This is a genomic window from Streptomyces sp. DI166 (genome assembly GCF_900091315.1).
GTDB lineage: Bacteria > Actinomycetota > Actinomycetes > Streptomycetales > Streptomycetaceae > Streptomyces > Streptomyces fuscus.
In genome coordinates this window covers 1-24,524 of record NZ_FLSP01000018.1, presented here as the reverse complement: position 1 = coordinate 24,524, position 24,524 = coordinate 1, and the positions used below count along the sequence as shown (strand labels likewise).

Below are 24,524 nucleotides of genomic sequence, written 5' to 3'. Positions count from 1 at the left end.
CCCCAAGGTGACACACGCCACACCGTTCTGCCCTCTTTGCGCTTTTGGGAACCCTCCGAGGGGACCACGCTTGGATTACCTCGTAGTAGAGATGACGTTTGCCGTCCCGAGGTACACGATGGGGATCGGCGCAGACAGAGCAAAACGCCGGAAACAAGCCCTGAAGCAAGCCGAAGCAAGCCCCGAGAAAATCAGCCCTCTGACAGGTAAGGACCAGCGTGGCTTCCGGATCCGATCGCAACCCGATCATCATTGGCGGCCTTCCGAGTCAGGTTCCTGACTTCGATCCCGAGGAGACCAAGGAGTGGCTCGACTCCCTCGACGCCGCTGTCGACGAGCGCGGGCGTGAGCGGGCCCGCTACCTGATGCTCCGGCTGATCGAGCGGGCCCGCGAGAAGCGCGTGGCCGTGCCCGAGATGCGCAGCACGGACTACGTCAACACGATCGCGACCAAGGACGAGCCGTTCTTCCCCGGCAACGAGGAGATCGAGCGCAAGGTCCTGAACGCGACCCGCTGGAACGCGGCGGTCATGGTGTCCCGGGCCCAGCGCCCCGGCATCGGGGTCGGCGGGCACATCGCCACCTTCGCCTCCTCCGCCTCCCTGTACGACGTGGGCTTCAACCACTTCTTCCGCGGCAAGGACGAGGGCGACGGCGGCGACCAGGTCTTCTTCCAGGGGCACGCCTCGCCGGGCATCTACGCCCGCGCCTTCCTGCTGGACCGGCTCAGCGAGCAGAACCTGGACGCGTTCCGCCAGGAGAAGTCCAGGGCGCCGCACGGGCTGTCCTCCTACCCGCACCCGCGGCTGATGCCGGACTTCTGGGAGTTCCCGACGGTGTCGATGGGCCTCGGCCCGATCGGCGCGATCTACCAGGCGCGGATGAACCGCTACATGGAGGCGCGCGGGATCGCGGACACCTCCAAGTCACACGTGTGGGCGTTCCTGGGCGACGGCGAGATGGACGAGCCGGAGTCGCTCGGCCAGCTGTCCATCGCCGCGCGGGAGGGCCTGGACAACCTGACCTTCGTGGTCAACTGCAACCTCCAGCGCCTCGACGGGCCGGTACGCGGCAACGGCAAGATCATCCAGGAGCTGGAGTCGATCTTCCGGGGCGCCGGCTGGAACGTGATCAAGCTGGTCTGGGACCGCAGCTGGGACCCGCTGCTGGCGCAGGACCGCGACGGCGTGCTGGTGAACAAGATGAACACCACGCCGGACGGGCAGTTCCAGACGTACGCCACCGAGACCGGCGCGTACATCCGTGATCACTTCTTCGGTGACGACCACCGGCTGCGGGCGATGGTCGAGGGGATGACCGACGACCAGATCCTGCACCTGGGGCGCGGCGGCCACGACCACCGCAAGATCTACGCGGCGTTCTCGGCGGCCAAGGCGCACAAGGGCCAGCCGACGGTGATCCTGGCCAAGACGATCAAGGGCTGGACGCTGGGGCCGAACTTCGAGGGCCGCAACGCCACGCACCAGATGAAGAAGCTGACGGTCGACGACCTCAAGCGCTTCCGGGACCGGCTGCACCTGCCGATCTCCGACAAGGAGCTGGAGTCCGGCGCGCCGCCGTACTACCACCCGGGGCGCGACAGCGAGGAGATCCAGTACATGCACGACCGGCGCAAGGCGCTGGGCGGGTATGTGCCGACCCGGGTGGTACGGGCGAAGCCGCTGCCGCTGCCCGAGGACAAGACGTACGCGACCGTGAAGAAGGGCTCCGGTCAGCAGTCCATCGCGACGACCATGGCGTTCGTGCGACTGCTGAAGGACCTCATGCGGGACAAGGAGATCGGCAAGCGGTTCGTGCTGATCGCGCCGGACGAGTACCGCACGTTCGGCATGGACTCCTTCTTCCCGAGTGCGAAGATCTACAACCCGCTCGGGCAGCAGTACGAGTCGGTGGACCGTGAGCTGCTGCTGGCGTACAAGGAGGCGCCGAACGGGCAGATGCTGCACGACGGCATCTCCGAGGCGGGCTGCACGGCCTCGCTGATCGCGGCGGGCTCGGCGTACGCCACACACGGGGAACCGCTGATCCCGGTCTACGTCTTCTACTCGATGTTCGGTTTCCAGCGCACCGGTGACCAGTTCTGGCAGATGGCGGACCAGCTGGCGCGCGGTTTCGTGCTCGGCGCGACCGCGGGGCGCACCACGCTGACCGGCGAGGGCCTCCAGCACGCCGACGGCCACTCCCAGCTGCTGGCGTCGACCAACCCGGGCTGTGTCGCCTACGACCCGGCGTTCGGCTTCGAGATCGCGCACATCGTGCAGGACGGTCTGCGCCGGATGTACGGGCCGACGGGGGACGGCAAGCCGGGCGAGGACGTCTTCTACTACCTCACCGTCTACAACGAGCCCATCCAGCACCCGGCCGAGCCGGAGAACGTGGACGTCGAGGGCATCGTCAAGGGCGTCTACCGGTTCAGCGAGGGCACGGCGGGCTCGATCCCGGCCCAGATCATCGCCTCCGGTGTCGCGGTGCCCTGGGCGGTGGAGGCGCAGAAGATCCTCGCCGAGGAGTGGAACGTCAAGGCCGACATCTGGTCGGCGACCTCCTTCAACGAGCTGCGCCGCGAGGCCGTGGCCTGCGAGGAGCACAACCTGCTGCACCCGGAGGAGGAGCAGCGGGTGCCGTACGTGACCCGCAAGCTCTCCGGCGCGCAGGGTCCGTTCGTGGCCGTCTCCGACTGGATGCGTGCGGTTCCGGACCAGATCGCCCGCTGGGTGCCCGGCCGGTACCAGTCCCTGGGCGCCGACGGCTTCGGCTTCGCCGACACGCGGGGCGCGGCGCGGCGGTTCTTCCACATCGACGCGCAGTCGATCGTGGTGGCCGTGCTGACGGAGCTGGCGAAGGAGGGCAAGGTCGACCGCTCGGCGCTGAAGCAGGCGATCGACCGGTACCAGCTGCTGGACGTCTCGGCGGCGGACCCGGGCGCGGCGGGCGGCGACGCGTAGCGCCGCACGGGTGAGCACGTACGGGGCCGGGAGGCGTGAGCCTCCCGGCCCCGGTTCGTTCCGGGCAGCCGCCGCTCGATGCGAACATCAAGCCGCCGGGTGAAGCGGGTCCCCGCGGTTTCACATCGGCCCGCTGCCCGCCAGCCAGACCAGTGCCAGAAGGGTGTCGATCGCGCCCAGGACGACGGCGATCAGGGCCGGGAGGGAGCGGGTTCCGGACCAGGTGCGGTTCATCGCGAGCCAGCCGCACAGGACGGCCGCCGGGCCCAGGACGATGCCCAGGGTGAAGAAACCGGCCACCGCGCAGATGACGCCGATGATGCCGAGGGTCGCGCGATCCGGCCCGGACCGTGACCGTGTGCGGCCACGCGTGCGGGGGTGCCTGCGCGTTCCGTGTCCGAAGCCCGCCATGGATCTCAACTCCCGGGAACCGGTCGTGGGTTGGATTCGGTTCCCCGGGCGGGTACCCAGTGGGGAGGAGTTACTCCTCCTCAACTCCCCCTGGTTCTCCGGCCGGCGGCGCGCTGTCCCCCTCCGGCAGCGCGCCGCAGCACCGGGCGCCCTTGCCGTACGAACTTGCCCGAGGAACATGCCGTACGGAGGGCTTGACCCACTGTGAACCGCGGCGCGTGCCGAGATCGAGGAATCTTTAGCTTTGTCACCCTGATAGGGGAAAGCCGGGTGAAACCTCTTGCCGGGAGCGGGCCTTAGATATGCGCGGCGCCCGCTCCGGCCTCCGCGTTCTCACCCCGCTTGGTCAGGAACGCGACCGCGACGGCGACCGCCGCCACACCGGCCGCGACCAGCGACGCGAGGCTCATGCCGGAGATGAAGGTGTCGTGCGCGACGTCCGTGATCTTCGCGGCGATCTCCGGCGGGGTGTCCGCGGTCACCGGAGCGGCACCGACCTGGACCGCCTCGGCCGCCTGCGCCGCCTGGTCCTCGGGGAGCTTCGGCAGCCCCGCCTCGGCCCAGTTGCCGGGCAGGTCGCTGTCCACCTTGGAGGCCATCACGGCGCCCAGCACGGCCGTACCGAGGCTGCCGCCGATCTGCATCGCGGCCTGCTGAAGACCACCGGCGACACCGGACAGCTCCAGCGGCGCGTTGCCGACGATGACCTCGGTGGCGCCGACCATGACCGGCGCGAGGCCGAGACCGAGCAGCGCGAACCAGATCGACATCAGGCCACTGCTGGTGTCCGTCTCCAGCGTGGACATGCCGTACATGGCGATGGCCGTCAGAGCCATACCGCCCGCCAGCGGGACCCGGGGGCCGAGCTTGGTGATCAGCGCGCCCGCGAGCGGCGAGCCGACGATCATCATGCCGGTGAGCGGGAGGAGGTGGAGTCCGGCGTCGATCGGGCCCATGCCGTGCACGTTCTGGAGGTAGAACGTCACGAAGAACAGGCCGCCCATGAAGGCGATGGCCATCAGGACCATCAGCACGACACCCGCCGACAGCGGGATCGAGCGGAACAGCCCGAGCGGGATCAGCGGCTCCTTGACCTTGGTCTCCCAGAATCCGAAGAGCGTGAACAGCACCACCGAGCCGATGATGAACGCCCAGGTCGAGGTGGAGCCCCAGCCCCACTCGGGCGCCTTGATGATCGCCCACACCAGGCAGAACATCGCGGCCGACATCAGCACGATGCCGAGCAGGTCGAAGGAGCGCGGGGCGTTCTTGGCGCGGTGGTCCAGCAGGATCAGCACACCGAGGACGACGGCGAGGATGCCGACCGGCACGTTGATGAAGAACACCGACTGCCAGTTGACGTTCTCGACGAGCACACCGCCGAGGATGGGGCCGCCGGCCGTGGAGGCGCCGATGACCATGCCCCAGATGCCGATGGCCATGTTGAGCTTCTCGGCCGGGAAGGTCGCCCGCAGCAGACCGAGCGCGGCCGGCATCAGCAGCGCGCCGAACAGGCCCTGGAGGACGCGGAAGGCGACGACGAAGCCGATGCTGCTGGACAGACCGATGGCGCCGGAGGCGGCGGCGAAGCCGACCACACCGATGAGGAAGGTCTGCCGGTGCCCGAAGCGGTCGCCGAGCTTGCCCGCGGTGATCAGGGAGACCGCGAGGGCCAGGAAGTAACCGTTGGTGATCCACTGGACCTCGGCGAAGGTGGCCCCGAGGTCCTTCTGGATGGCCGGGTTGGCGATGGCCACGATGGTGCCGTCCAGCGCCACCATCATCACGCCCACGGCGACGGTTATGAGCGTGAACCAGGGATGCCCACGAAGCCCTGACGGCGGGGCGGCGTCCTGGGGCGCCTTGTCGACGATGGTCTGACTAGTCATGCCCCGAGGCTAGTGACAGCCACTGACAATTGACAAACCAATTCACAAGTCGGTAACTGACGCATATGCAGACACTTCGCGAGCGCAAGAAGCAGCGCACCCGCATCGCGCTGCTCCGCGCGGCGCTCGGACTCTTCACCACCCGCGGCTACGAGGAGACGACGGTCGACGACATCGCCGCCGCCGTCGAGGTCTCCCAGCGCACCTTCTTCCGCTACTTCGCCAACAAGGAGGAGGCCGCCTTCGCCGTCCAGGAGATGGTGGAGGCGTACTACGTGGCGGCGGTACGGCGCAGGCCGCCCGAGGAGGCGCCGATGGAGGCGCTGCGGCGGGCGGTGCTGGAGGGCTGGGACGGGCTCAGCGAGGTCGTCGAGTCGGTCGTCCCGGTGGAGCTGCATCTGCGGATGTACCGGCAGGTGGAGTCGACGCCCTCGCTCCTCGCCGCGCATCTGCGGCGCTCGGCGGAGACGGAGGAGAAGATCGCGCGGGTGCTGGCCGAGCGCGAGGGGCTCGACGTGGACGCCGATCCCCGGCCGCGGCTGGCGGTGGCGGTCTTCGGCGGAGTGATGCGAGTCACGGAACGGCAGTGGAGCCAGGGCGATGACTTCAGCCTGGCCGGAATCCGCGAACTGACCGTCTCCTACCTGGAACAGGTGGGACCCGCACTGACCGAGAGCTGGCGGCAGGGCTGACCGGGGGCGGACGGTCGGCGCGGCCGGGATCTACCACGAAACGTGATCCCGGTCACTCGGTTAACGCGAGACCCGTCCGTTCTCCTAGTGTGTCCTCCCAGTGACTTCCTTCGACACGTCCCCGCAACTGAACGTCTGGCGCGCACTGCTCGCGCTGGCCGTGGTGTTCGTCATGCTGGCGACCACCGGCTGGACGGCGCTGCGCAACCAGCGCACCACGCCCGCGCTGCAGGTATCGCTCGCCGCCTGGGACAAGGGCCGGATAGCAGGACGCGATCTGCCCTCCCCGGACTCCGAACCGGCGCTGCTCGCGCGCTTCTTCGCCACGCTCACCAATGAGCAGAGCGCCGCCCTGGTGCGCCGCTACCCGCTCGTGGTCGGCAACATGAACGGCGCCCCGGTCAAGCTGCGCTACCGCGCCAACCGCGTGGCGCTGCTCCAGGCCCGCAAGGTGGAGCGCGAGCGGATGCACGACCGCCGGCTGACGCGTGCGGGGCAGGCGGAGGCGGGCCGCCGGATGGAGCGCTACGAGGCGCTGATGAGCCCCGGACGGCACATCCTCGCCTTCGACCCGGCGGGTTCGGGCCGGGTGGCCGAGGTCTTCGGCGACCTCGACCGCGCCCAGCGCATCTCGGTGGTCGTCCCCGGTGTCGACACCGATCTGCTCACCTTCCAGCGCAGCTACCGCAAGTACTCGGCACCGGTCGGCATGGCGCAGTCGCTGTACGCGGCCGAGCGCACCGCCTCCCCGGTGACGCGTACGGCGGTGATCGCGTGGGCCGACTACACCGCGCCCGGCGGGCTCGGCATCGAGTCCGCCAGCGCGGCCCGCGCGGCCCGCGGCGCGGTACGGCTGAACGCGCTGGTGCGGGCGCTGCCCGGAAGCTCCCCGGTGTCGCTGTTCTGCCACAGCTACGGCTCGGTAGTGTGCGGGGTCGCCGCGGACGAGCTGCCCGACCGGGTGGCCGACATCGCGGTGGCCGGGAGTCCCGGAATGCGGGTCGCCCATGTGTCCCACCTGGGCACCTCGGCGCGGGTGTGGGCGATGCGGGACGCCGACGACTGGATCGCGGACGTGCCCAACCTGGAGCTGGGCGGGCTCGGCCACGGCGCCGACCCGGTGGCCGAGGGCTTCGGGGCCCGGGTGCTGTCGGCGCGGGACGCGGAGGGTCACAGCGGCTACTTCGAGCCGGGCACGGACAGTGTGCGCAACTTCGCCGAGATCGGGGTTGGCCAGTACGCGTCGGTGCAGTGCGCCGAAGATGGCGAAGACTGTCGGGAGGGTTTGTCCGCCACCACGAAGGTCGGACGCGCGTAGAGGCGCAGAAACTACGGTCTGCGCGAGGAGGCGACGGAGGAGCTCGTGCCGCATACGATGAGCCGCATGGGTGACGTACTGGCCGGATTTCATGCCGCCTGGGAGTTCGAGTCCGACTCCGTGCTCATCCGTTACGAACGGGGGATGCGAACACCCAAGCTCCTTCAGGCGCTCGGTGAGCGCCGGGTGCCGCTGTCGGCGATATCGGGGGTGACGCTGTCGCCGGGCAAGCGCGGGACGGTGGTGCTCCGCGCCGAGCTGCGGCCCGGGGCCGATCCGCTGCTGGAGGCGGCGGACGGGCAGCTGAAGGAAGGGTGCGATCCCTACCGGCTGGTGCTGCCGGCCGACCGCGAGACGCTCGCGGAGTACTACGCCGACGAACTCAAGGGGCAGTTGGGCGAGTCCGGGCCCGCGGACCGTTTCCTGGTGGCGGCGCCCGAGCCGCCGCGGTCGTTCAAGGCGTACGACGGCAAGGCGTCCTTCGACGGGCGCACGGTCTCCTTCCGCTGGTTCTGGACGGGCGCGTCCTCGGCCAAGTGGAAGGCGGGCGACCAGTCCTTCGCGATCAGTGACCTGACCGGCGTGGAGTGGCGCTCCCCCGAGGTGTTCGAGGGGTATCTGCGGCTGCTCAGGCGCGGGGTGGACTCCCCGGCGCAGGTCGACCACGATCCGGCGGCCGTGGTGTTCGGGCTCGGGTACGGGCCGGTGCACGAATCGCTGCCGTTCGCGGCGTCGGTGCTCGCGGCGGTGCGCTCGGCGGGGCCCGCGGTCCCGGCGGTGGTCGCACCGCGCCGGGACCCCGCGGACATCGCCGAGCGGATCCGTCACCTCGGGGAACTGCACCAGGCCGGGCTGGTCACCGACGAGGAGTTCTCGGTGAAGAAGGCCCAACTGCTGGCCGAGTTGTAGCGCCTATTCGCGGCCGGCGGACGTGAACGTCATGTCCGCGTACCGGTCCCCGGCCACCTGTCCGGCGATCGGCTCCAGCAACCCCAGTTCCTCGGCGGTCAGTTCGATCCGGGTGGCGGCCGTGTTCTCCTCCACCCGGCTCGGCCTGCGGGTGCCGGGGATCGGGACCACGGGCAGGCCGTGGACCTTCGCCTGCTGCTGGACCCAGGCGAGGGCGATCTGGCCGAGGGAGACGCCGTGCGCGTCCGCGAGCTTGCGGATCGGCGCGAGGAGCGCGGCGTTGGCGGCGGCGTTCTCGCCGGTGAAACGGGGCTGCTGACGGCGGAAGTCGCCCTCGGTGAGGTCCTTGTCGGCCGAGCCGAAGGAACCGGCGAGGAAACCCCGGCCCAGCGGGGAGTACGGCACCAGGGCCACACCCAGTTCGCGGGCGGCGGGGACCACCTGGGCCTCGATGTCCCGGCTGAACAGCGACCACTCCGACTGCACGGCGGCGATGGGGTGCACGGCGTGCGCGGCGCGCAGTTCGGCGGCGGTGACCTCGCTCAGGCCCAGGTGCTTGACCTTGCCCTCGCGGACCAGCTCCGCCATGACGGCGACGGTGTCCTCGATGGGGACGTTCACATCGCGCCGGTGCATGTAGTAGAGGTCGATGGTCTCGACGTCCAGCCGCTTCAGACTCGCCTCGACGGCCTGGCGGATGTAGGGGGCGTCGTTGCGGATGACCCGGCGCGTGGGCTCACCCGGCGGGATGGACAGGGCGAACTTGGTCGCGACGACGACCTCGTCGCGGTGGGCGCGGAAGAAGGGCGACAGGAAGAGTTCGTTCTCGCCCGCGCCGTAGGCGTCGGCGGTGTCGTAGAGGGTGACGCCGAGTTCCAGGGCCCGCTCCAGGGTGGCGCGGGACTCCTTGGCGTCCGAGGGGCCGTAGGCGAAGCTCATGCCCATGCAGCCGAGGCCCTGCACTCCCGTCTCGGGGCCCTTGTCGCCCAGCTGTACGGTCGCGATCCTGCTGTTGTCGGTCATCGGGGCCTTTCCGACGCCAGGGCGTGCCCGGCGTCGCCGTAGAAAGCGATCTTGCGGTCGAGGACGGCGAGCGTGTCCTGGAGTTCCGCGATCCGGGACAGCACGTCCCGGCGGGTCTGCTCCAGCAGTTCGTAGCGCTCGCCGTAGGTGTGGTCGCCCTCGCGGACCAGTTCGGCGTAGCGGACCATGTCGGCGACGGGCATACCGGTGAGCCGGAGCTTGCCGACCAGGTCGAGCCAGTCCAGGTCGCGGTTGCTGTAGCGGCGCTGGCCGGTGTGCGAGCGGTCGATGTGCGGCATCAGGCCGATCCGCTCGTACCAGCGCAGGGTGTGCGCGGTCAGGCCGGTGAAGGCGGCGACCTCGCTGATCGTGTAGCTGTCCTGCCCGTCCGGTCGGCGGTCCGCGCGGGGCGGACCCGCGCAGGTGTCGGTCCTGGTACCCGTGGTCTCCATCACCGTCATGCGCTCCACGCTATGGCCTTGGAGTGCGCTCCAAGCAAGCGGAAACGGTAAGAAATCCGGGCGACGTGCGGTGACCGCCACAACTACCGTGCGCCGTATGAGCCTCGTACGCCGTGCCACGCCCGAGGACGCCGCCGAAGTGCTGAGGCTGCGTCAGGTGATGATCGACTCCATGGCCCCGGAGCCCGGCGAAACCGGCTGGCACGCGGAGTCGTTGCCCACCCTGCGCGCCCGACTGTCCTCCCCCGACGACGACTTCGCCGCGTTCGTGGTGGACCACCCCGACAGCCCGGGTGGGTTGGCGGCCCTGGCCGCCGGGACCCTGGAGTACCGCATCGGCCGCTCCGGCAACCCGCACGGCCGGATCGGCTACGTCTTCAGCGTCGCCACCGACCCCACCGCCCGCCGCCGCGGCTACGCCCGGGCCTGCATGGAGGACCTGCTGGCCTGGTTCCGTACGAAGGACGCGGGCTACGTCATGCTCACCGCCACGGAGTCGGCCGAGCCCCTGTACGCCTCCCTGGGCTTCACCCGCGACCCGGACCCCTCGATGCGGCTGCACCTGTGAGCGGCTTAGGCTCCAGGCATGTCGCTGAGCAGTCTCGCGTTGATCGAAAACTGGCCCGTTCCGCACGCCGCCGCCGGCGTGGTGCGGGCGGACGGCACTGTCCTCGGGGTGCACGGGGAGACGGCGCGGCGGTTCCCGCTGGCCTCCGTCACCAAGCCGCTGGCCGCGTACGCCGCGCTCGTCGCGTACGAGGAGGGGGCCGTCGAACTGGACGAGGCCGCCGGGCCGGAGGGGGCCACCGTGCGGCATCTGCTCGCGCACACCTCGGGGCTGGCCTTCGACGAGCACCGGGTGCTGGCCCCGCCCGGGGAGCGGCGGCTGTACTCCAACGCCGGGTTCGAGCAGCTCGGCGACCACATCGCCAAGGCGGCCGACATCCCGTTCGCGGAGTATCTGCGGCAGGCGGTGCTGGAGCCGCTGGGGATGGGCTCGACGTCTCTGGAGGGCTCCTGCGCCAAGGACGGCGTGTCCACCGTGGAGGATCTGCTGCGGTTCGCCGCCGAAGTGCAGGCGCCCCGGCTCCTCGACCCCCGGACCGTCGCCGAGGCCATGAGCGTGCAGTACCCGGGGACCAAGGGCGTGCTGCCGGGGTACGGGCACCAGAACCCCAACGACTGGGGGCTCGGCTTCGAGATCCGCGACGGCAAGTCGCCCCACTGGACCGGCTCGGGGTCCTCTCCGCGTACCTTCGGGCACTTCGGGCAGTCCGGCACCTTCCTGTGGATCGACCCGGACGCGGGCGTCGCCTGTGTCGCCCTGACCGACCGGGCCTTCGGACCCTGGGCGATCGAGGCGTGGCCCGCCTTCACCGACGCCGTACTGACGGAGGTCCGGGGCGCCCGCTAGGCCGACATCTCCCAGATCAGCAGTTCCGCCGCGGTCACCGCGACCGCCTCCAGGTCCGTCTCCGCACTGAGCCGTGCCGCGTCCCCGGCGGTCAGCGTCTCGTCGCTCAGCCGGATCTCGCCGCGCACCACATGGACGTAGACCCGCTCCGAGTCCGGCACCGCCGTGCGCTCGCCCGGGGTCAGACGGCGGACGTGGAGCAGGGTGCCGGCCTCGGGGACGGCGTACGGGGTGGAGTCGGCGATGCCGGGGACGTGGTCGTACGTGGGGTCGCCGCCCGGCTGGAGCGGGGCCAGCCAGGTCTGGACGAAGGTCAGCGGGGTGTCGCCGTCGTTGCGTTCCACGTGCCGGACGCCCGACGCGGCGCTCAGGCGCTGTACGTCACCGGCCCGTACCTTCGTTTCGTGTCCCGTCGAGTCGCGGTGGGTCAGCTCGCCCTCCACCACCCAGGTCACGATCTCGGTGTGGCTGTGCGGGTGCTCGTCGAAGCCCGCGCCGGGCGCCAGCCGCTCCTCGTTGCAGGCGATCATCGCGCCGAACCGGAGGTTGTCCGGGTCGTAGTGGGGCCCGAAGGAGAAGGCGTGCCGGGAGGTGATCCCGGCCTCCTCGTCGCCGCCTGGGTAGCGCTCGTCGGCGCGCCGTACGTCCATCACGGACCCCACCGTAGACCCCGACGGCGCACTCGCCCGTCCGGATAAGGCAGTCTTGTCCCCGTGCCCGAACCCGAAGCCCACAAGTCCGAAGCCGCAGCGCATGACGTCCACCCGCACGCAGCGACCCTGAAGCGGCTGGAGAAGTCCTCCGGCTCCCTGGCCGCCCAGGCCATCACGCGCATGGACGAGACCCTGCCGTGGTACCGGGCGATGCCCCCGGAGAACCGTTCCTGGATCGGCCTGGTCGCCCAGGCCGGTATCGCGGCGTTCACCGAGTGGTTCCGGCACCCGGACGCCCCGCAGGCGATCTCCACGGACGTCTTCGGCACCGCCCCGCGCGAGCTGACCCGGGCCATCACGCTGCGGCAGACCGTGGAGATGGTGCGCACCACCATCGAGGTCATGGAGTCCGCCATCGACGAGGTGGCCGCCCCGGGCGACGAGTCCGTGCTGCGCGAGGCCCTGCTCGTCTACGCCCGCGAGATCGCCTTCGCCACCGCCCAGGTCTACGCCCAGGCCGCCGAGGCACGCGGTGCCTGGGACGCCCGCCTGGAGTCGCTGGTGGTCAACGCGGTGCTCAGCGGCGAGGCCGACGAGGGCGCCGTCTCCCGGGCCGCCGCGCTCGGCTGGAACTCCCCGGAGCACGTCTGCGTGGTGCTCGGCACCGCGCCCGACGGGGACTCCGAGCTGACCGTGGAGGCGATCCGGCGGGCCGCCCGGCACGCCAAGCTCCAGGTGCTCACCGGGGTGCTCGGCGACCGGCTCGTGGTGATCGCGGGCGGCAGCGACAACCCGCTCGCCGTCGCGAAGTCCCTGATCGGCCCGTATGCCGCCGGACCGGTGGTGGCCGGGCCGATCGTGCCCGATCTGCTGGCCGCCACCCGGTCCGCGCAGGCCGCCGCCGCCGGGCTGAAGGCGTGCTCCGCCTGGCAGGACGCCCCGCGGCCCGTCCTGGCGGACGACCTGCTTCCGGAGCGCGCGATCGCCGGAGATCCCAGCGCGCGCGAGCAGTTGGTGGAGGAGATCTACAGACCGCTGGAGGAGGCCGGCTCCGCACTCCTGGAGACCCTCTCGGTCTATCTGGAACAGGCGAGCAGTCTGGAGGGCGCCGCCCGGATGCTGTTCGTGCACCCCAACACCGTGCGCTACCGGCTTCGACGTGTGACTGACGTCACCGGCTGGTCGCCTTCGGACGTACGTTCAGCGTTCACGCTGCGGATCGCGCTGATCCTGGGGCGTCTGGTCGACGGCGATCTTCAGCCGTAGGGTTTTGTCGGGGGTCCACAAAACCCCCTGCTGTTCTTCGTCCCTGTCCCCACGGGCGGCCGTGGCCGTCCACAAGAGAGAGTGTGAGAGTGCTCGTACTCGTCGCTCCCGGCCAGGGCGCCCAGACGCCCGGCTTCCTGACTCCCTGGCTCGACCTGCCCGGCGCCGCTGACCGCGTCGCCGCCTGGTCCGACGCCGTCGGCCTCGATCTCGTCCACTACGGCACCAAGGCCGACGCGGACGAGATCCGGGACACGTCGGTGGCCCAGCCGCTGCTGGTCGCTGCCGGAATCCTGTCCGCCGCGGCACTGGGTGCCGTCACTCCGGGCGCCGTCGCCGGGCACAGCGTCGGTGAGATCACCGCCGCCGCCTTCGCGGGCGTCCTGGACGACACCGCCGCCCTCACCCTCGTACGCAGGCGCGGGCTCGCCATGGCCGAGGCCGCCGCGATCACCGAGACCGGGATGTCGGCGCTGCTCGGCGGCGACCCCGAGACCTCGGTCGCGCACCTGGAGAAGCTCGGCCTGACCCCGGCGAACATCAACGGCGCCGGTCAGATCGTGGCCGCCGGCACCCTGGAGCAGCTCGCCGCGCTCGCCGAGGACAAGCCCGAGGGCGTGCGCAAGGTCGTCCCGCTGAAGGTCGCCGGAGCCTTCCACACGCACCACATGGCGCCCGCCGTGGACGCGCTCGCCGAGGCCGCCAAGGAGCTGTCCGCGAACGACCCGAAGGTCGCCTACGTCTCCAACAAGGACGGTCAGGCCGTGGCCACCGGCGCCGAGGTGCTGGAGCGGCTGGTCGGCCAGGTCGCCAACCCGGTCCGCTGGGACCTGTGCATGGAGACCTTCAAGGAGCTGGGTGTCACGGCGCTGCTGGAGGTGTGCCCCGGCGGCACCCTGACCGGCCTCGCCAAGCGCGCGCTGCCCGGCGTGAAGACGCTCGCCCTGAAGACCCCCGACGACCTCGACGCGGCTCGCGAGCTGATCGCCGAGCACAGTGCCTGACAAGGAGTCCGAGCAGATGTCGAAGATCAGGCCCAGCAAGGGTGCCCCGTACGCGCGCATCCTCGGTGTGGGCGGCTACCGTCCCACCCGGGTCGTGCCGAACGAGGTGATCCTCGAAAAGATCGACTCCTCCGACGAGTGGATCCGCTCGCGCTCCGGGATCGAGACCCGGCACTGGGCCTCCGACGAGGAGACCGTGGCCGCCATGTCGATCGAGGCGTCCGGCAAGGCCATCGCCGACGCCGGTATCTCCGCCGAGCAGATCGGCGGCGTGATCGTCTCCACCGTCTCGCACTTCAAGCAGACCCCGGCCGTCGCCACCGAGATCGCCGACAAGCTCGGCACGAACAAGGCCGCCGCCTTCGACATCTCGGCCGGCTGCGCGGGCTTCGGCTACGGCCTGACCCTCGCCAAGGGCATGATCGTCGAAGGCAGCGCGGAATACGTGCTGGTCATCGGCGTGGAGCGGCTCTCGGACCTGACCGACCTGGAGGACCGCGCCACGGCCTTCCTGTTCGGCGACGGTGCCGGTGCGGTCGTCGTCGGCCCCGCCGAGGAGCCCGCCATCGGCCCCACCATCTGGGGCTCCGAGGGCGACAAGGCCGAGACCATCAAGCAGACCGTGCCGTGGACGGACTACCGCACCGGCGAGGTCGACAAGTTCCCTGCGATCACGCAGGAGGGCCAGGCGGTGTTCCGCTGGGCCGTGTTCGAGATGGCGAAGGTCGCCCAGCAGGCGCTGGACGCGGCCGGGATCACCCCGGACGACCTGGACGTCTTCATTCCCCACCAGGCCAACGAGCGGATCATCGACTCGATGGTGAAGACGCTGAAACTGCCGGAGCATGTCACGGTCGCCCGCGACATCCGCACCACCGGCAACACCTCGGCCGCCTCGATCCCGCTCGCGATGGAGCGGCTCCTGGCGACCGGCGCGGCGAAGAGCGGCGACACCGCGCTCGTCATCGGCTTCGGGGCGGGTCTCGTCTACGCCGCCACTGTCGTTACCCTCCCCTAGGCACTCCGTGCCGGATCTTCACTCGGTCCGGACCGGCCGTACCTGCTTGCCGCTGACGCGGCGGGCACTTGCCAAACCCTCTGGATTACTACGAAGGAGCGCCTGACATGGCCGCCACTCAGGAAGAGATCGTCGCCGGTCTCGCCGACATCGTGAACGAGATCGCCGGCATCCCGGTCGAGGACGTCCAGCTGGACAAGTCCTTCACCGACGACCTGGACGTCGACTCCCTGTCCATGGTCGAGGTCGTCGTCGCCGCCGAAGAGCGCTTCGACGTCAAGATCCCGGACGAGGACGTGAAGAACCTCAAGACGGTCGGCGACGCGACCGACTACATCCTCAAGCACCAGGCCTGAGTTTCCGCTTAGGCCGGATGTGCCCGGCCCCGCCACCCGGCGGTGGCGCCGCTGATCCTCGTATCCCGTTGGAGAAAGAATTCCCGTGAGCTCGACCAATCGCACCGTGGTCGTCACCGGTATCGGCGCAACCACACCGCTGGGTGGCGACGCGGCCTCTACCTGGGAGGGCCTCGTCGCCGGACGTTCCGGCGTCAAGCCCCTCGACCAGGACTGGGCCGCGGACCAGGCGGTCCGTATCGCAGCGCCGGTCGCCGTGGAGCCGACCGAGGTGATCCCGCGTCCGCAGGCCCGCCGACTGGACCGCTCGGCCCAGTTCGCGCTGATCGCCGCGAAGGAGGCCTGGGCCGACGCCGGTTTCACCGACAAGGCCGGCGAGGACTCCTCCGTCGACCCGGACCGGCTCGGTGCGGTCATCGCCTCCGGCATCGGTGGCGTGACGACCCTGCTCGACCAGTACGACGTGCTCAAGGAGAAGGGCGTCCGCCGCGTCTCCCCGCACACCGTCCCCATGCTGATGCCGAACAGCCCCTCCGCGAACGTGGGTCTGGCCGTGGGCGCCCGCGCGGGCGTGCACACGCCGGTCTCCGCGTGCGCCTCGGGCGCCGAGGCCATCGGCTACGCCATCGAGATGATCCGCACCGGCCGTGCCGACGTGGTCGTCGCCGGCGGCACCGAGGCGGCGATCCACCCGCTGCCCATCGCCGCGTTCGGCAACATGATGGCGATGTCCAAGAACAACGACGACCCCGAGGGCGCCTCGCGCCCCTACGACCTCGCGCGGGACGGCTTCGTCCTCGGCGAGGGCGCCGGTGTGATCGTTCTGGAGTCCGCCGAGCACGCCGCCAAGCGCGGGGCTCGTGTCTACGCCGAGGCGGTCGGGCAGGGCATCTCCGCCGACAGCCACGACATCGTGCAGCCGGAGCCGGAGGGCCGCGGTATCGCGCACGCCCTGCAGAACCTGCTGGACCGCACCGACCTCGCGCCGTCGGAGATCGTGCACGTCAACGCGCACGCCACCTCGACGCCGGCCGGTGACATCGCGGAGCTGAAGGCGCTGCGCAAGGTGTTCGGCGACGACACCGACCACATGGCGGTCTCCGCGACCAAGTCCATGACCGGGCACCTGCTCGGCGGCGCCGGTGGTGTCGAGACGGTCGCGACCGTGCTCGCCCTGTACCACCGGGTGGCCCCGCCGACCATCAACGTCGACAACATCGACCCGGAGGCCGAGGCCAGCGCGGACGTGGTCCGCGGCGAGGCCCGCAAGCTGCCGGTCGAGGGCCGGATCGCCGCGCTGAACGACTCGTTCGGCTTCGGCGGTCACAACGTGGTGCTGGCGTTCCGCACCGTCTGACCATCGCCCTCGGGCGTGTGAAAGGGCCTGCCACCTCGCAAGAGGTGGCAGGCCCTTTCGGTGCGTCTCAGACGACTTGGTGCAGCCAGCGGACCGGGGCGCCCTCGCCCGCGTACCGGAACGGCTCCAGCTCGTCGTCCCAGGGCTTGCCCAGCAGCTTGGACAGCTCCGCCTCCAGGTCCGTCTCCGCGCGCTGGCTGCGCTGCAGGGCCGCGCGCAGCCGGTCCTCGGGGATGAGGATGTCGCCGTGGATGCCGGTGACCGCGTGGAAGATACCGAGGTCGGGGGTGCAGCTGTAGCGCTCGCCCTCGGCGGTGGGGCAGGGCTCGGCAGTCACCTCGAAGCGCAGCAGGTGCCAGCCTCTGAGGGCGGACGCCAGCTTCGACGCGGTGCCGGGCTGGCCCTGCCAGGAGAACTCCGAGCGCCAGGTGCCGGGCGCGGCGGGCTGCCGGATCCAGTCGAGGTTGACGCGCGTGCCGAGCACCCCGGCGACGGCCCACTCGACGTGCGGGCACAGCGCGCGCGGCGCGGAGTGCACGTACAGAACTCCACGTGTCGTCACCGGGACCTCCGGGCTGAGCGGGACATCTTGCGAACTGGTGGACGGCCGTGGCGGCAGGGCCACGTTGATGGCGAGGCTACCGTGCGGCGGCGCAAGGAGTGTGACGTACCGTCGGTCCCGGTGCCGTGAAACGCCCGCCATTCACCCGGCAGGACGCCTGTACGGGGCCCGGGCGTTGCGTCGCGGGCGCCCGGGAACTCCCGCACGTTGTATGGGGAGGGGAGAAGTCGGCCGTCGAGCGAGGGGATCAGCAGCGGATGCACAGGACCGGTCACCGCTCACTTGCCTTACTCGCCGTGGTGTCCGCGGCGGTTGTCGGACTGGCCGGCTGCGACGCCGTCGGCGGGAACTCACCGGGGCCCTCGGGGACGAACGTGCAGCGGGGCAAGCCGAGCCCGAAGCCGACTCCGGCGTGGGACAGCAGCCCTGGGTCGATCGCGGCCGTCGGCGACTCCATCACCACCGGCTTCGACGCCTGCTCGGTGCTCTCGGACTGCAAGGAGGTCTCGTGGGCGACCGGCACCAGCGAGCGGGTGGACAGTCTCGCGGTACGGCTGCTGGGCCCGGCGAAGGCCGCCGAGCGGAGCTGGAACTACGCGGTGACCGGGGCGCGGATCGCGGATCTGCCGGGGCAGATGGCGCAGGCGGCGACCCGGCGGCCGGAGCTGGTGACGGTGCTGGTGGGGGCCAATGACGCCTGCCGGGACAGCACCGCGGCGATGACGTCGGTGGCCGACTTCCGGGCGCGGTTCGAGGAGTCGATGCGGACCCTGCGCGGGGCGGCGCCCAAGGCGCAGGTGTTCGTGGCGAGCGTGCCGGACCTTCAGCGGCTGTGGTCGCAGGGGCGGACCGACACGCTGGGCAAGCAGGTGTGGAAGTGGGCCGGTATCTGCCAGTCGATGCTCGCCGACGCGGACTCGCTGGACTCGGCAGCGACCGAGCGCCGGAACACGGTGCGGGAGCGGGTGGCGGACTACAACACGGTGCTGGAGGAGGTGTGCGCGAAGGACAAGCGGTGCCGGTTCGACGGGGGCGCGGTGCACGCGGTCCGGTTCGGCACGGACCAGCTCAGCCGCTGGGACCGGTTCCATCCGAGCGTGGACGGCCAGGCGAAGCTGGCCGAGATCGCCTACCGGGCGGTCACGGCGCAGTTGCCGTGACTTAAAGTTCCGCACATGAACGAACTCTTCGGCACACTTTCCGACGGCACGGCCGTGCACCGCTGGACCCTGGAGCGGGCCGGGGTGCGGGTGCGGGTGCTGACGTACGGCGGGATCGTGCAGTCGGTGGAGGTCCCGGACCGGGACGGCGTGGCCGCGAACGTGGTGCTGGGGTTCGAGGAGGCGGCCGGGTATCCCGCGCATCCCGGGCCGTACTACGGCGCCCTCGTGGGCCGGTACGCCAACCGGATCGCCAAGGGGCGCTTCACGCTGGACGGCTGGTCGTACGCGCTGCCCGTCAACAGCGGGGCGAACTGTCTGCACGGCGGTGAGCGCGGTTTCGACGAGCGGCTGTGGGACGCGGAGCCGGTCGCGCACGGGGTGCGGCTGAGCCGGGTCTCGCCGCACGGCGAGGAGGGCTTCCCGGGCCGCCTGGAGGTGTCGGCGACGTACACCCTGGACGAGGACGGGGCGCTGCGGATCGCGTACGAGGCGGTGACGGACGCGCCGACCGTGGTGAACCTGACCAACCACAGCTACTTCAACCTCTCGGGGGCGGGCTCGGGCAGCGCGGCCGGACACGAACTGCGCCTGGCCGCCTCCCGGTTCACCCCGGTGGACGCCGATCTGATCCCGACCGGCGTGGAGTCCGTGGCGGGGACCCGCTTCGACTTCCGCGAGCCGCGCACGGCGGGTCCGGGGTACGACCACAACTTCGTGCTGGACAAGGGCCTTACGGCCGGCCCCGTGGAGGTGGCCGAGCTGTACGACCCGGCGTCCGGCCGCGTACTGACGGTCGCGACGACCGAACCGGGCCTCCAGCTCTACACCGGTGATCATCTGCTGGCCCCCTACGCCCCGAACGACGGCATCGCGCTGGAGACCCAGCACTTCCCCGACTCCCCCAACCACCCGGAGTTCCCGAGCACGGTGCTGCGGCCGGGTGAGGTGTACCGCTCGGAGACGGTGTACGGGTTCTCGACGCGGTAGTAGAGCGTTCAGCCCCGGTCCGGGCGTCAGGTCCCGGACCGGGGCTGGGCTTGGGGACAGGGTCCCGGATCAGACGTTAATCGTCCCGGTGAGCCTGCGGTCCATGATCGAGCGACCGGCCTGGATCTCGTACGAACCCTTCACAAACGACCACGAGCCGGTCTTCTCGTCCCAGATCTCGAACACCCGGCGCGGGATGTCGATCACGGCTTCCACCGTCTCCCCCGGCTTCGCGGTCACCGTGGCGAATCCGGCGAGTTCGCGGGCCGGGCGCTCGGCGTCGGGCTCGGTGGGGGCCGCGTAGAGCTGGACGACCTCGCGGCCGGGGCGGTCGCCGGTGTTGCGGACGCGGACCTTGGCGGTGGTGCCGTCGAGTTCGAGGGAGTCGTAGGCCCAGGTGGTGTAGCCGAGGCCGTGGCCGAAGGGGTGGGCGGGGGCGCGGCCCTCGCGTTCCCAGGCGCGGTAGCCGATGAAGACGCCCTCGGTGTAGGGCAGTTCGCCGTCGGTGGGGGCGACCCGGGTGACCGGGGCGTCGGCGAGGGAGCCCCAGGTGGTGGGCAGGCGTCCGCCGGGCTCCTCGGCGCCGGTGAGGACGTCGGCGAGGGCGGCGCCGCCCTCCTGGCCGGGGAACCAGCTCAGCAGCACCGCGGCGACCTCGTCGCGCCAGGGCATCTCCACCGGGGAGCCGGAGTTGACCACGACGACGGTGCGCGGGTTGACGGCGGCGACGGCGCGGACCAGGTCGTCCTGGCGGCCGGGCAGGGTGAGGTCGGTGCGGTCGAAGCCCTCCGACTCCACGAGTTCGGTGGTGGCGACCACGACGACGGCGGTGTCGGCGGCCCGCGCGGCCACGACGGCCTCGGCGATCAGTTCGTCCGGGTCGCGGCGCGGTTCCTGGTGGACGAGGGTGAAGCCGACGCCCTTGACGGGGGCGTCCGCCGGGATGCTGACGGTGTGGGTGAGGGAGACCTCGACCGGCTCCCCGGCGGTCAGTTCGACCACGGCATGCGGTTCGGGGCCGCCGAAGAAGGCGGCGAAGGGTTCGGACCGGCCGCCGCCCCGGTTGCCGGCGTAGTGGGTGGTGCCCGCGACGGTGAGGACGAAGTGGCCGCGGCCCTTGATGCCGAGGGTGTGCGGGCCGCTCTCGCGCGGGGTGAAGGTGCCGGTGAGCTCGACGGAGCGCAGGGTGTCGTGGGTGACGCCCTCGGGCAGGTCCGAACCCATCCACTGGATCTGGCCGTTGGGCGCGGAGCAGGTGCCGATGACCTGTCCCGCCGCGTCCCGGCACACGGCCCGCAGCGCGAATCCCTTGTCCGCGACGGCGAGTTCGGTGTTGGGGTCGGCGCCGACGGCGTAGGTCAGGCTGCCCTCGGGGAGGGCGGCGGTCAGTCCGTCGAGCGGGGAGACGGTCCGGGCCGGGAAGACGATGGCCGAGCCGCCGCCGAGGACGCGGGCGTCACGCGCGGCGGCGCCGATCAGCGCGACAGAGCCGCCGGGCGGGAGCGGCAGTGCGCCCTCGTTGCGGACGAGGACGAAGGAGCGGCGGGCGATCTCGCGGGCCAGCGCCTGCCCGTCGACCTCGGCGGGCGGCTCGGCGACCACCGGCTCGGCGCCCTTGAGCGCGCCGACCCGGGCGGCGAGCCGCAGCACACGGCGTACGGCCTCGTCCACGCGGGCCTCCTCGACCTGGCCGGAGCGCACGGCCGCCGCGAGGGCCGGACCGTACACCGTGCCGGGGCCGGGCATGGCGATGTCGAGGCCGCCCTCGACGGCGCCGGTGGTGGAGCGGGCGGCCATCCAGTCGGAGACATTCGCGCCGTCGAAGCCCCATTCGCCGCGCAGGACTTCGTTCACCAGGTGGTGGTGCTCGGTCATCGTGGTGCCGTTGACCGCGTTGTAGGCGGTCATGATCCCCCAGGGGCGGGCCTTGGCGACGATGGTCTCGAAGGGCGCCAAGTACAGCTCACGCAGGGCGCGTTCGCTCACCTTGTTGTTCACGGTGAAGCGCTCGGTCTCGGCGTCGTTGGCGACGAAGTGCTTGACGGTGGTGCCGACCCCGCCCGACTGGACGCCCTCCACATAGGCCGCGCCGATCAGCCCGGTGAGCAGCGGGTCCTCGCTGTAGGCCTCGAAGTGCCGTCCGCCGAGCGGGGAGCGGTGCAGGTTGACGGTGGGCGCGAGCAGGACGTGCACGCCCTTGCGGCGGGCCTCCTGGGCGAGCAGGACGCCCGCGCGGTGGGCGAGTTCGGGGTCCCAAGTGGCGGCGAGGGCGGTCGGGGAGGGCAGGGCGACGGAGGGGTCGTCGGCGGTCCAGCGCACGCCCCGGACGCCGATGGGTCCGTCGGACATCACGAGTGAGGCGAGGCCGATCTCAGGGAGGGCGGGCAGGGTCCACATGTCCTGGCCGGCCAGCAGCCGGGTCTTCGCATCGAGGTCGAGCCGGGCCAGGGCCGTCTCGACGGCCGTCTCGCGTGCCTCGTCGGCCTGGGTACGGGTTCCCGCCATGCGGTGCCTCCTCGGTGAGTCCGTGCCGTGCCCTCCGTCGCGCACACGCTACCTGTTACTCGGTAGGTTTCGTTATCCCTCGATTATGTTCAGGTCGGATTCCTGCCGTACCGTGACGCCATGAACGCCAGGGTCAGGAGCGAGGAGCGCCGCGCCGAGATCGTGCGGGCCGCGCTTGAGGTGATCGCCGAGCGCGGGTACCGGGGGGCCAGCCTCGCCGCGGTGGCGGAGCGGGTCGGGCTCACCCAGCAGGGCCTGCTGCACTACTTCCCGACCAAGGACGCCCTGCTGGTGGCGGTGCTCCAGGAGCGCGACCAGTGGGACGCGCTGCCCGACACCCGCTGGCGGGTGGATCTGCTCGCCTCGCTGGTGGAGTACAACGCGATGCGGCCCGCCATCATCCAGACCTTCTCGGCGCTGCTCGGCGAGAGCGTCACCGAGGGCCACCCGGCACGGGAGTACTTCACCGGGCGCTACACCCGCGTCCGCGCCGCCATGGCGGAGGTCCTGCGCGCCGAGTACGGCGACCGCCTGCCCAACGGCCTCACCCCGGAGCGCACCGCGCCCCTGATGGTGGCGGTGATGGACGGTCTGCAGTACCAGTGGCTGCTGGACCCGGAGTCGGTGGACATGCCGCAGGCGTTCCGGGACTTCCTCACCCTGCTGGGCGAGGAACAGGTGGCTCGATAGCGGCGGTTCCGGCGTGCCGATGCGGGGAAACGGACTGTCGTCACGTTCCCCCACCGCACCGGAAGGACCACAACTCCCGTGAATCTCATACGTGTGGGGATCTGGGCCCTGGGCCTGGCGCTGACCGCGACCCTCACCGCCCCCGCCGCCGCGACCGCCGCCGAGCAGCCCACGGTGGAGGAGCGGCGGCTCGACCTGGCGGTGCCGCAGGAGATCCTGCGCCGGTCCGGATTCGACTCCGTGGCACCGCAGTTCGCGGCGGCGCTGCGGGGAGCGCGCTCGTACGCGCGGGCCCGTGCCGTCGTCGTACGGGAGGGCGGCGCGCTGTGGCGGCGGGCGGTGGAGCGGGCGCAGGGGCGGGGCCCGGCGGGCGGTGACCTGAGCCGGGACGACGACCGGCCGCTGTACTGGGCGCGGCTCGGGATGACCAGGGAACTGCGGTCCTGGGAGCCGGGGTTCGGGCTCTCGCCGGAGCAGCGGTCGGCGCTGCTCGGGGAGTTGGAGCGGACCTCGCGCGGGCAGAGCGCGATCCGGTATCCGCACGGCGAGGGGATCAAGCGGATCCTGCTCACCGGGTTCGACCCGTTCACGCTGGACCGGGACATCCGGATCTCCAACCCCTCCGGGGCGACCGCGCTCGCGCTCGACGGCACGGTGATCCAGACCGCGGACGGTCCGGCGCGGATCGAGACGGCGGTGTTCCCGGTGCGCTGGCGGGACTTCGCGGACGGCACCGTGGAGCGGACCCTGCGGCCGTACCTGAAGTGCGTGGACCTGCTGACCACCGTGAGCCAGGGCCGGGTCGGACGGTTCGACGTCGAGCGGACCAACGGGGCCTGGCGGGGCGGCTTCCCGGACAACGACAACCTCGGCAGCACCGGCCCGGTCCCGGTCGACGACCCGGCCACACAGCCGCAGTGGACGACCACGACCCTGCCGTACGAGCGGATCGTGGCCGCGGACACCGGACGCTTCCCGGTCTACGACAACACCACCGTGACCGAGATCCCGGCGGGCGGTACGACGCCCGTGGTGCGGCCGGACGGGCCCACCCCGGGATCGGTCGCGCGGGCCGGTGGCGGCGGTGACTACCTGTCCAACGAGATCGCCTACCGCGCCACGCTCCTGCGCGACCGGCTCGGGCTGCACGACACCCTGCCCGCGGGCCATGTGCACACGCCGGTGCTCCAGTTCGGGCCGGGCAACACCACCCAGGTCACCGACCCGCAGTTCGTGCGCAACCGGCTCGACATCATCGACCAGGTGCGGGCGATCCTGCGGACTGCTGGCTGAGTTCCTCCTCGGCGTCCTCGTCGTCGTCCTCGACGATCTCCTCACCGAGCAGGTCCCGCGCCATGAGGGTGGCGCCCGCGACCGCGCCCGGCATCAGGAAGACCGCCACGAACGGCACCACGAAGGCGACACCGAGGGGCGTGCCGAAGCCCCACACCAGGGTCCGGCGGGCGCGCAGCAGCCGCAGCCGGTCACGGAGTTCGATCTCCCGGCGCTGCAGGGCGACCGCGGTCAGCTCCTCGGTGAGGAAGTAGCCGGTGACCATGAACCCGAGCACCGGCACCACCGTCTGCCCGACGACCGGGACGAAGCCCAGCGCGAAGAGCAGCACGCCCCAGACCGCGGCCCGGACGACGATACGGAGGCTGTCGCGGCCCGAGATCCACAGCTCGCGCCAGAGCGGCAGGCCCGACTCGGGGGCGGTGCCGTCCGGGGAGACGTCCCGGTCGACCTGCTCGGAGAGGCTCTCGTAGAACGGCTGGCCGATCAGCAGGGTGACCGCGGTGAAGGTGACCGTGGTCAGCAGCAGGGAGAGGGCGAACAGCAGGACCGTGAGGAAGCCGCGGAAGAGCCCGAGCCAGGGGCTC

General features: G+C 71.2%; 23 protein-coding genes. 15 read left to right on the top strand and 8 right to left on the bottom strand.

The genetic code is table 11. The features are described 5' to 3' along the window. Positions 1-218 precede the first annotated feature (218 nt). Positions 219-2,966, top strand: coding sequence for a pyruvate dehydrogenase (acetyl-transferring), homodimeric type (gene aceE, locus GA0115233_RS11560; RefSeq protein ID WP_093720088.1), 2,748 nt, complete (start codon positions 219-221; stop codon positions 2,964-2,966). 120 nt (positions 2,967-3,086) lie between these two features. On the opposite strand, the gene GA0115233_RS11555 is transcribed toward aceE, so the two are convergent. Both GA0115233_RS11555 and GA0115233_RS11550 read right to left on the bottom strand, forming a co-directional pair. Further along, on the bottom strand, positions 3,087-3,377 hold the full coding sequence (locus GA0115233_RS11555) for a small hydrophobic protein (RefSeq protein ID WP_093720087.1): 291 nt from the start codon (positions 3,375-3,377) through the stop codon (positions 3,087-3,089). A gap of 296 nt (positions 3,378-3,673) precedes the next feature. Beyond that, complete coding sequence (locus GA0115233_RS11550) at positions 3,674-5,266, bottom strand: MFS transporter (RefSeq protein WP_093720086.1); 1,593 nt, start codon at positions 5,264-5,266, stop codon at positions 3,674-3,676. Positions 5,267-5,331: 65 nt separating this feature from the next. Here GA0115233_RS11550 and GA0115233_RS11545 point away from each other — a divergent pair, with 65 nt between their 5' ends. From GA0115233_RS11545 to GA0115233_RS11535, 3 genes are all read left to right on the top strand, one after another. Then, entirely contained in the window at positions 5,332-5,958 is a 627-nt protein-coding gene (locus GA0115233_RS11545) for a TetR family transcriptional regulator (protein ID WP_093720085.1), read from the top strand. Positions 5,959-6,058: 100 nt separating this feature from the next. Beyond that, positions 6,059-7,276: an alpha/beta hydrolase gene (locus tag GA0115233_RS11540; protein WP_093720084.1), complete on the top strand. Its 1,218-nt coding sequence runs from the start codon at positions 6,059-6,061 to the stop codon at positions 7,274-7,276. Between the two features lie 57 nt (positions 7,277-7,333). After that, positions 7,334-8,185, top strand: a complete 852-nt coding sequence (locus GA0115233_RS11535) for a DUF4429 domain-containing protein (RefSeq protein ID WP_093720083.1) — start codon at positions 7,334-7,336, stop codon at positions 8,183-8,185. A 3-nt stretch (positions 8,186-8,188) separates the two neighbouring features. Here GA0115233_RS11535 and GA0115233_RS11530 read toward each other — a convergent pair whose 3' ends face one another. Then, positions 8,189-9,208: an aldo/keto reductase gene (locus GA0115233_RS11530; protein WP_093720082.1), complete on the bottom strand. Its 1,020-nt coding sequence runs from the start codon at positions 9,206-9,208 to the stop codon at positions 8,189-8,191. Beyond that, positions 9,205-9,669 (bottom strand): MerR family transcriptional regulator, encoded by a 465-nt coding sequence (locus tag GA0115233_RS11525; protein WP_176711737.1) that lies wholly within the window; start codon positions 9,667-9,669, stop codon positions 9,205-9,207. Before GA0115233_RS11525 ends, GA0115233_RS11530 begins: the two co-directional genes overlap by 4 nt. A gap of 97 nt (positions 9,670-9,766) precedes the next feature. On the opposite strand from GA0115233_RS11525, the gene GA0115233_RS11520 reads away from it, so the two are divergent. Next, a complete protein-coding gene (locus GA0115233_RS11520) occupies positions 9,767-10,237 on the top strand; it encodes a GNAT family N-acetyltransferase (RefSeq protein WP_093720080.1) in 471 nt (156 codons plus the stop codon). A gap of 18 nt (positions 10,238-10,255) precedes the next feature. After that, complete coding sequence (locus GA0115233_RS11515) at positions 10,256-11,083, top strand: serine hydrolase domain-containing protein (protein WP_093720079.1); 828 nt, start codon at positions 10,256-10,258, stop codon at positions 11,081-11,083. Here GA0115233_RS11515 and GA0115233_RS11510 read toward each other — a convergent pair. Continuing rightward, positions 11,080-11,733 (bottom strand): pirin family protein, encoded by a 654-nt coding sequence (locus GA0115233_RS11510; RefSeq protein WP_093720078.1) that lies wholly within the window; start codon positions 11,731-11,733, stop codon positions 11,080-11,082. The two genes, GA0115233_RS11515 and GA0115233_RS11510, sit on opposite strands and share 4 nt — an antisense overlap. Positions 11,734-11,796: 63 nt before the next feature. Between GA0115233_RS11510 and fasR the strand changes: the two genes are divergently transcribed. The 5 genes from fasR (at position 11,797) to fabF (ending at position 16,737) form a co-directional block, all read left to right on the top strand. Then, the gene (gene fasR, locus GA0115233_RS11505; protein ID WP_093720077.1) at positions 11,797-13,002 is read left to right on the top strand and encodes a fatty acid biosynthesis transcriptional regulator FasR; all 1,206 of its coding nucleotides are present in this window, start codon (positions 11,797-11,799) and stop codon (positions 13,000-13,002) included. A gap of 89 nt (positions 13,003-13,091) precedes the next feature. Then, complete coding sequence (locus tag GA0115233_RS11500; RefSeq protein ID WP_093720076.1) at positions 13,092-14,006, top strand: ACP S-malonyltransferase; 915 nt, start codon at positions 13,092-13,094, stop codon at positions 14,004-14,006. Positions 14,007-14,022: 16 nt separating this feature from the next. Continuing rightward, positions 14,023-15,024 carry a ketoacyl-ACP synthase III gene (locus tag GA0115233_RS11495; RefSeq protein WP_093720169.1) on the top strand — a complete coding sequence of 334 codons (1,002 nt, stop codon included), beginning with the start codon at positions 14,023-14,025 and terminating at the stop codon, positions 15,022-15,024. 107 nt (positions 15,025-15,131) lie between these two features. Continuing rightward, the gene (locus tag GA0115233_RS11490) at positions 15,132-15,380 is read left to right on the top strand and encodes an acyl carrier protein (protein WP_015660680.1); all 249 of its coding nucleotides are present in this window, start codon (positions 15,132-15,134) and stop codon (positions 15,378-15,380) included. A gap of 85 nt (positions 15,381-15,465) precedes the next feature. After that, entirely contained in the window at positions 15,466-16,737 is a 1,272-nt protein-coding gene (gene fabF, locus GA0115233_RS11485; protein ID WP_093720075.1) for a beta-ketoacyl-ACP synthase II, read from the top strand. A 67-nt stretch (positions 16,738-16,804) separates the two neighbouring features. Here fabF and GA0115233_RS11480 read toward each other — a convergent pair whose 3' ends face one another. After that, positions 16,805-17,299 (bottom strand): DUF3145 domain-containing protein, encoded by a 495-nt coding sequence (locus GA0115233_RS11480; protein WP_093720074.1) that lies wholly within the window; start codon positions 17,297-17,299, stop codon positions 16,805-16,807. A gap of 257 nt (positions 17,300-17,556) precedes the next feature. Between GA0115233_RS11480 and GA0115233_RS11475 the strand changes: the two genes are divergently transcribed. Both GA0115233_RS11475 and GA0115233_RS11470 read left to right on the top strand, forming a co-directional pair. Continuing rightward, positions 17,557-18,459, top strand: a complete 903-nt coding sequence (locus tag GA0115233_RS11475) for an SGNH/GDSL hydrolase family protein (protein ID WP_093720073.1) — start codon at positions 17,557-17,559, stop codon at positions 18,457-18,459. A gap of 15 nt (positions 18,460-18,474) precedes the next feature. Beyond that, positions 18,475-19,449, top strand: a complete 975-nt coding sequence (locus tag GA0115233_RS11470) for an aldose epimerase family protein (protein ID WP_093720072.1) — start codon at positions 18,475-18,477, stop codon at positions 19,447-19,449. Between the two features lie 69 nt (positions 19,450-19,518). On the opposite strand, the gene GA0115233_RS11465 is transcribed toward GA0115233_RS11470, so the two are convergent. Next, the gene (locus tag GA0115233_RS11465; RefSeq protein WP_093720071.1) at positions 19,519-21,954 is read right to left on the bottom strand and encodes a beta-glucosidase family protein; all 2,436 of its coding nucleotides are present in this window, start codon (positions 21,952-21,954) and stop codon (positions 19,519-19,521) included. A gap of 102 nt (positions 21,955-22,056) precedes the next feature. On the opposite strand from GA0115233_RS11465, the gene GA0115233_RS11460 reads away from it, so the two are divergent. Next, positions 22,057-22,644, top strand: a complete 588-nt coding sequence (locus GA0115233_RS11460; protein ID WP_093720070.1) for a TetR/AcrR family transcriptional regulator — start codon at positions 22,057-22,059, stop codon at positions 22,642-22,644. Positions 22,645-22,722: 78 nt separating this feature from the next. Continuing rightward, positions 22,723-23,937, top strand: a complete 1,215-nt coding sequence (locus GA0115233_RS11455) for a pyroglutamyl peptidase (RefSeq protein WP_093720069.1) — start codon at positions 22,723-22,725, stop codon at positions 23,935-23,937. Here the strand turns inward: GA0115233_RS11455 and GA0115233_RS11450 are convergent. Beyond that, the coding region (locus GA0115233_RS11450) for an EI24 domain-containing protein (protein WP_093720068.1) at positions 23,897-24,524 on the bottom strand (628 nt) is incomplete at its 5' end. The genes GA0115233_RS11455 and GA0115233_RS11450 overlap by 41 nt on opposite strands.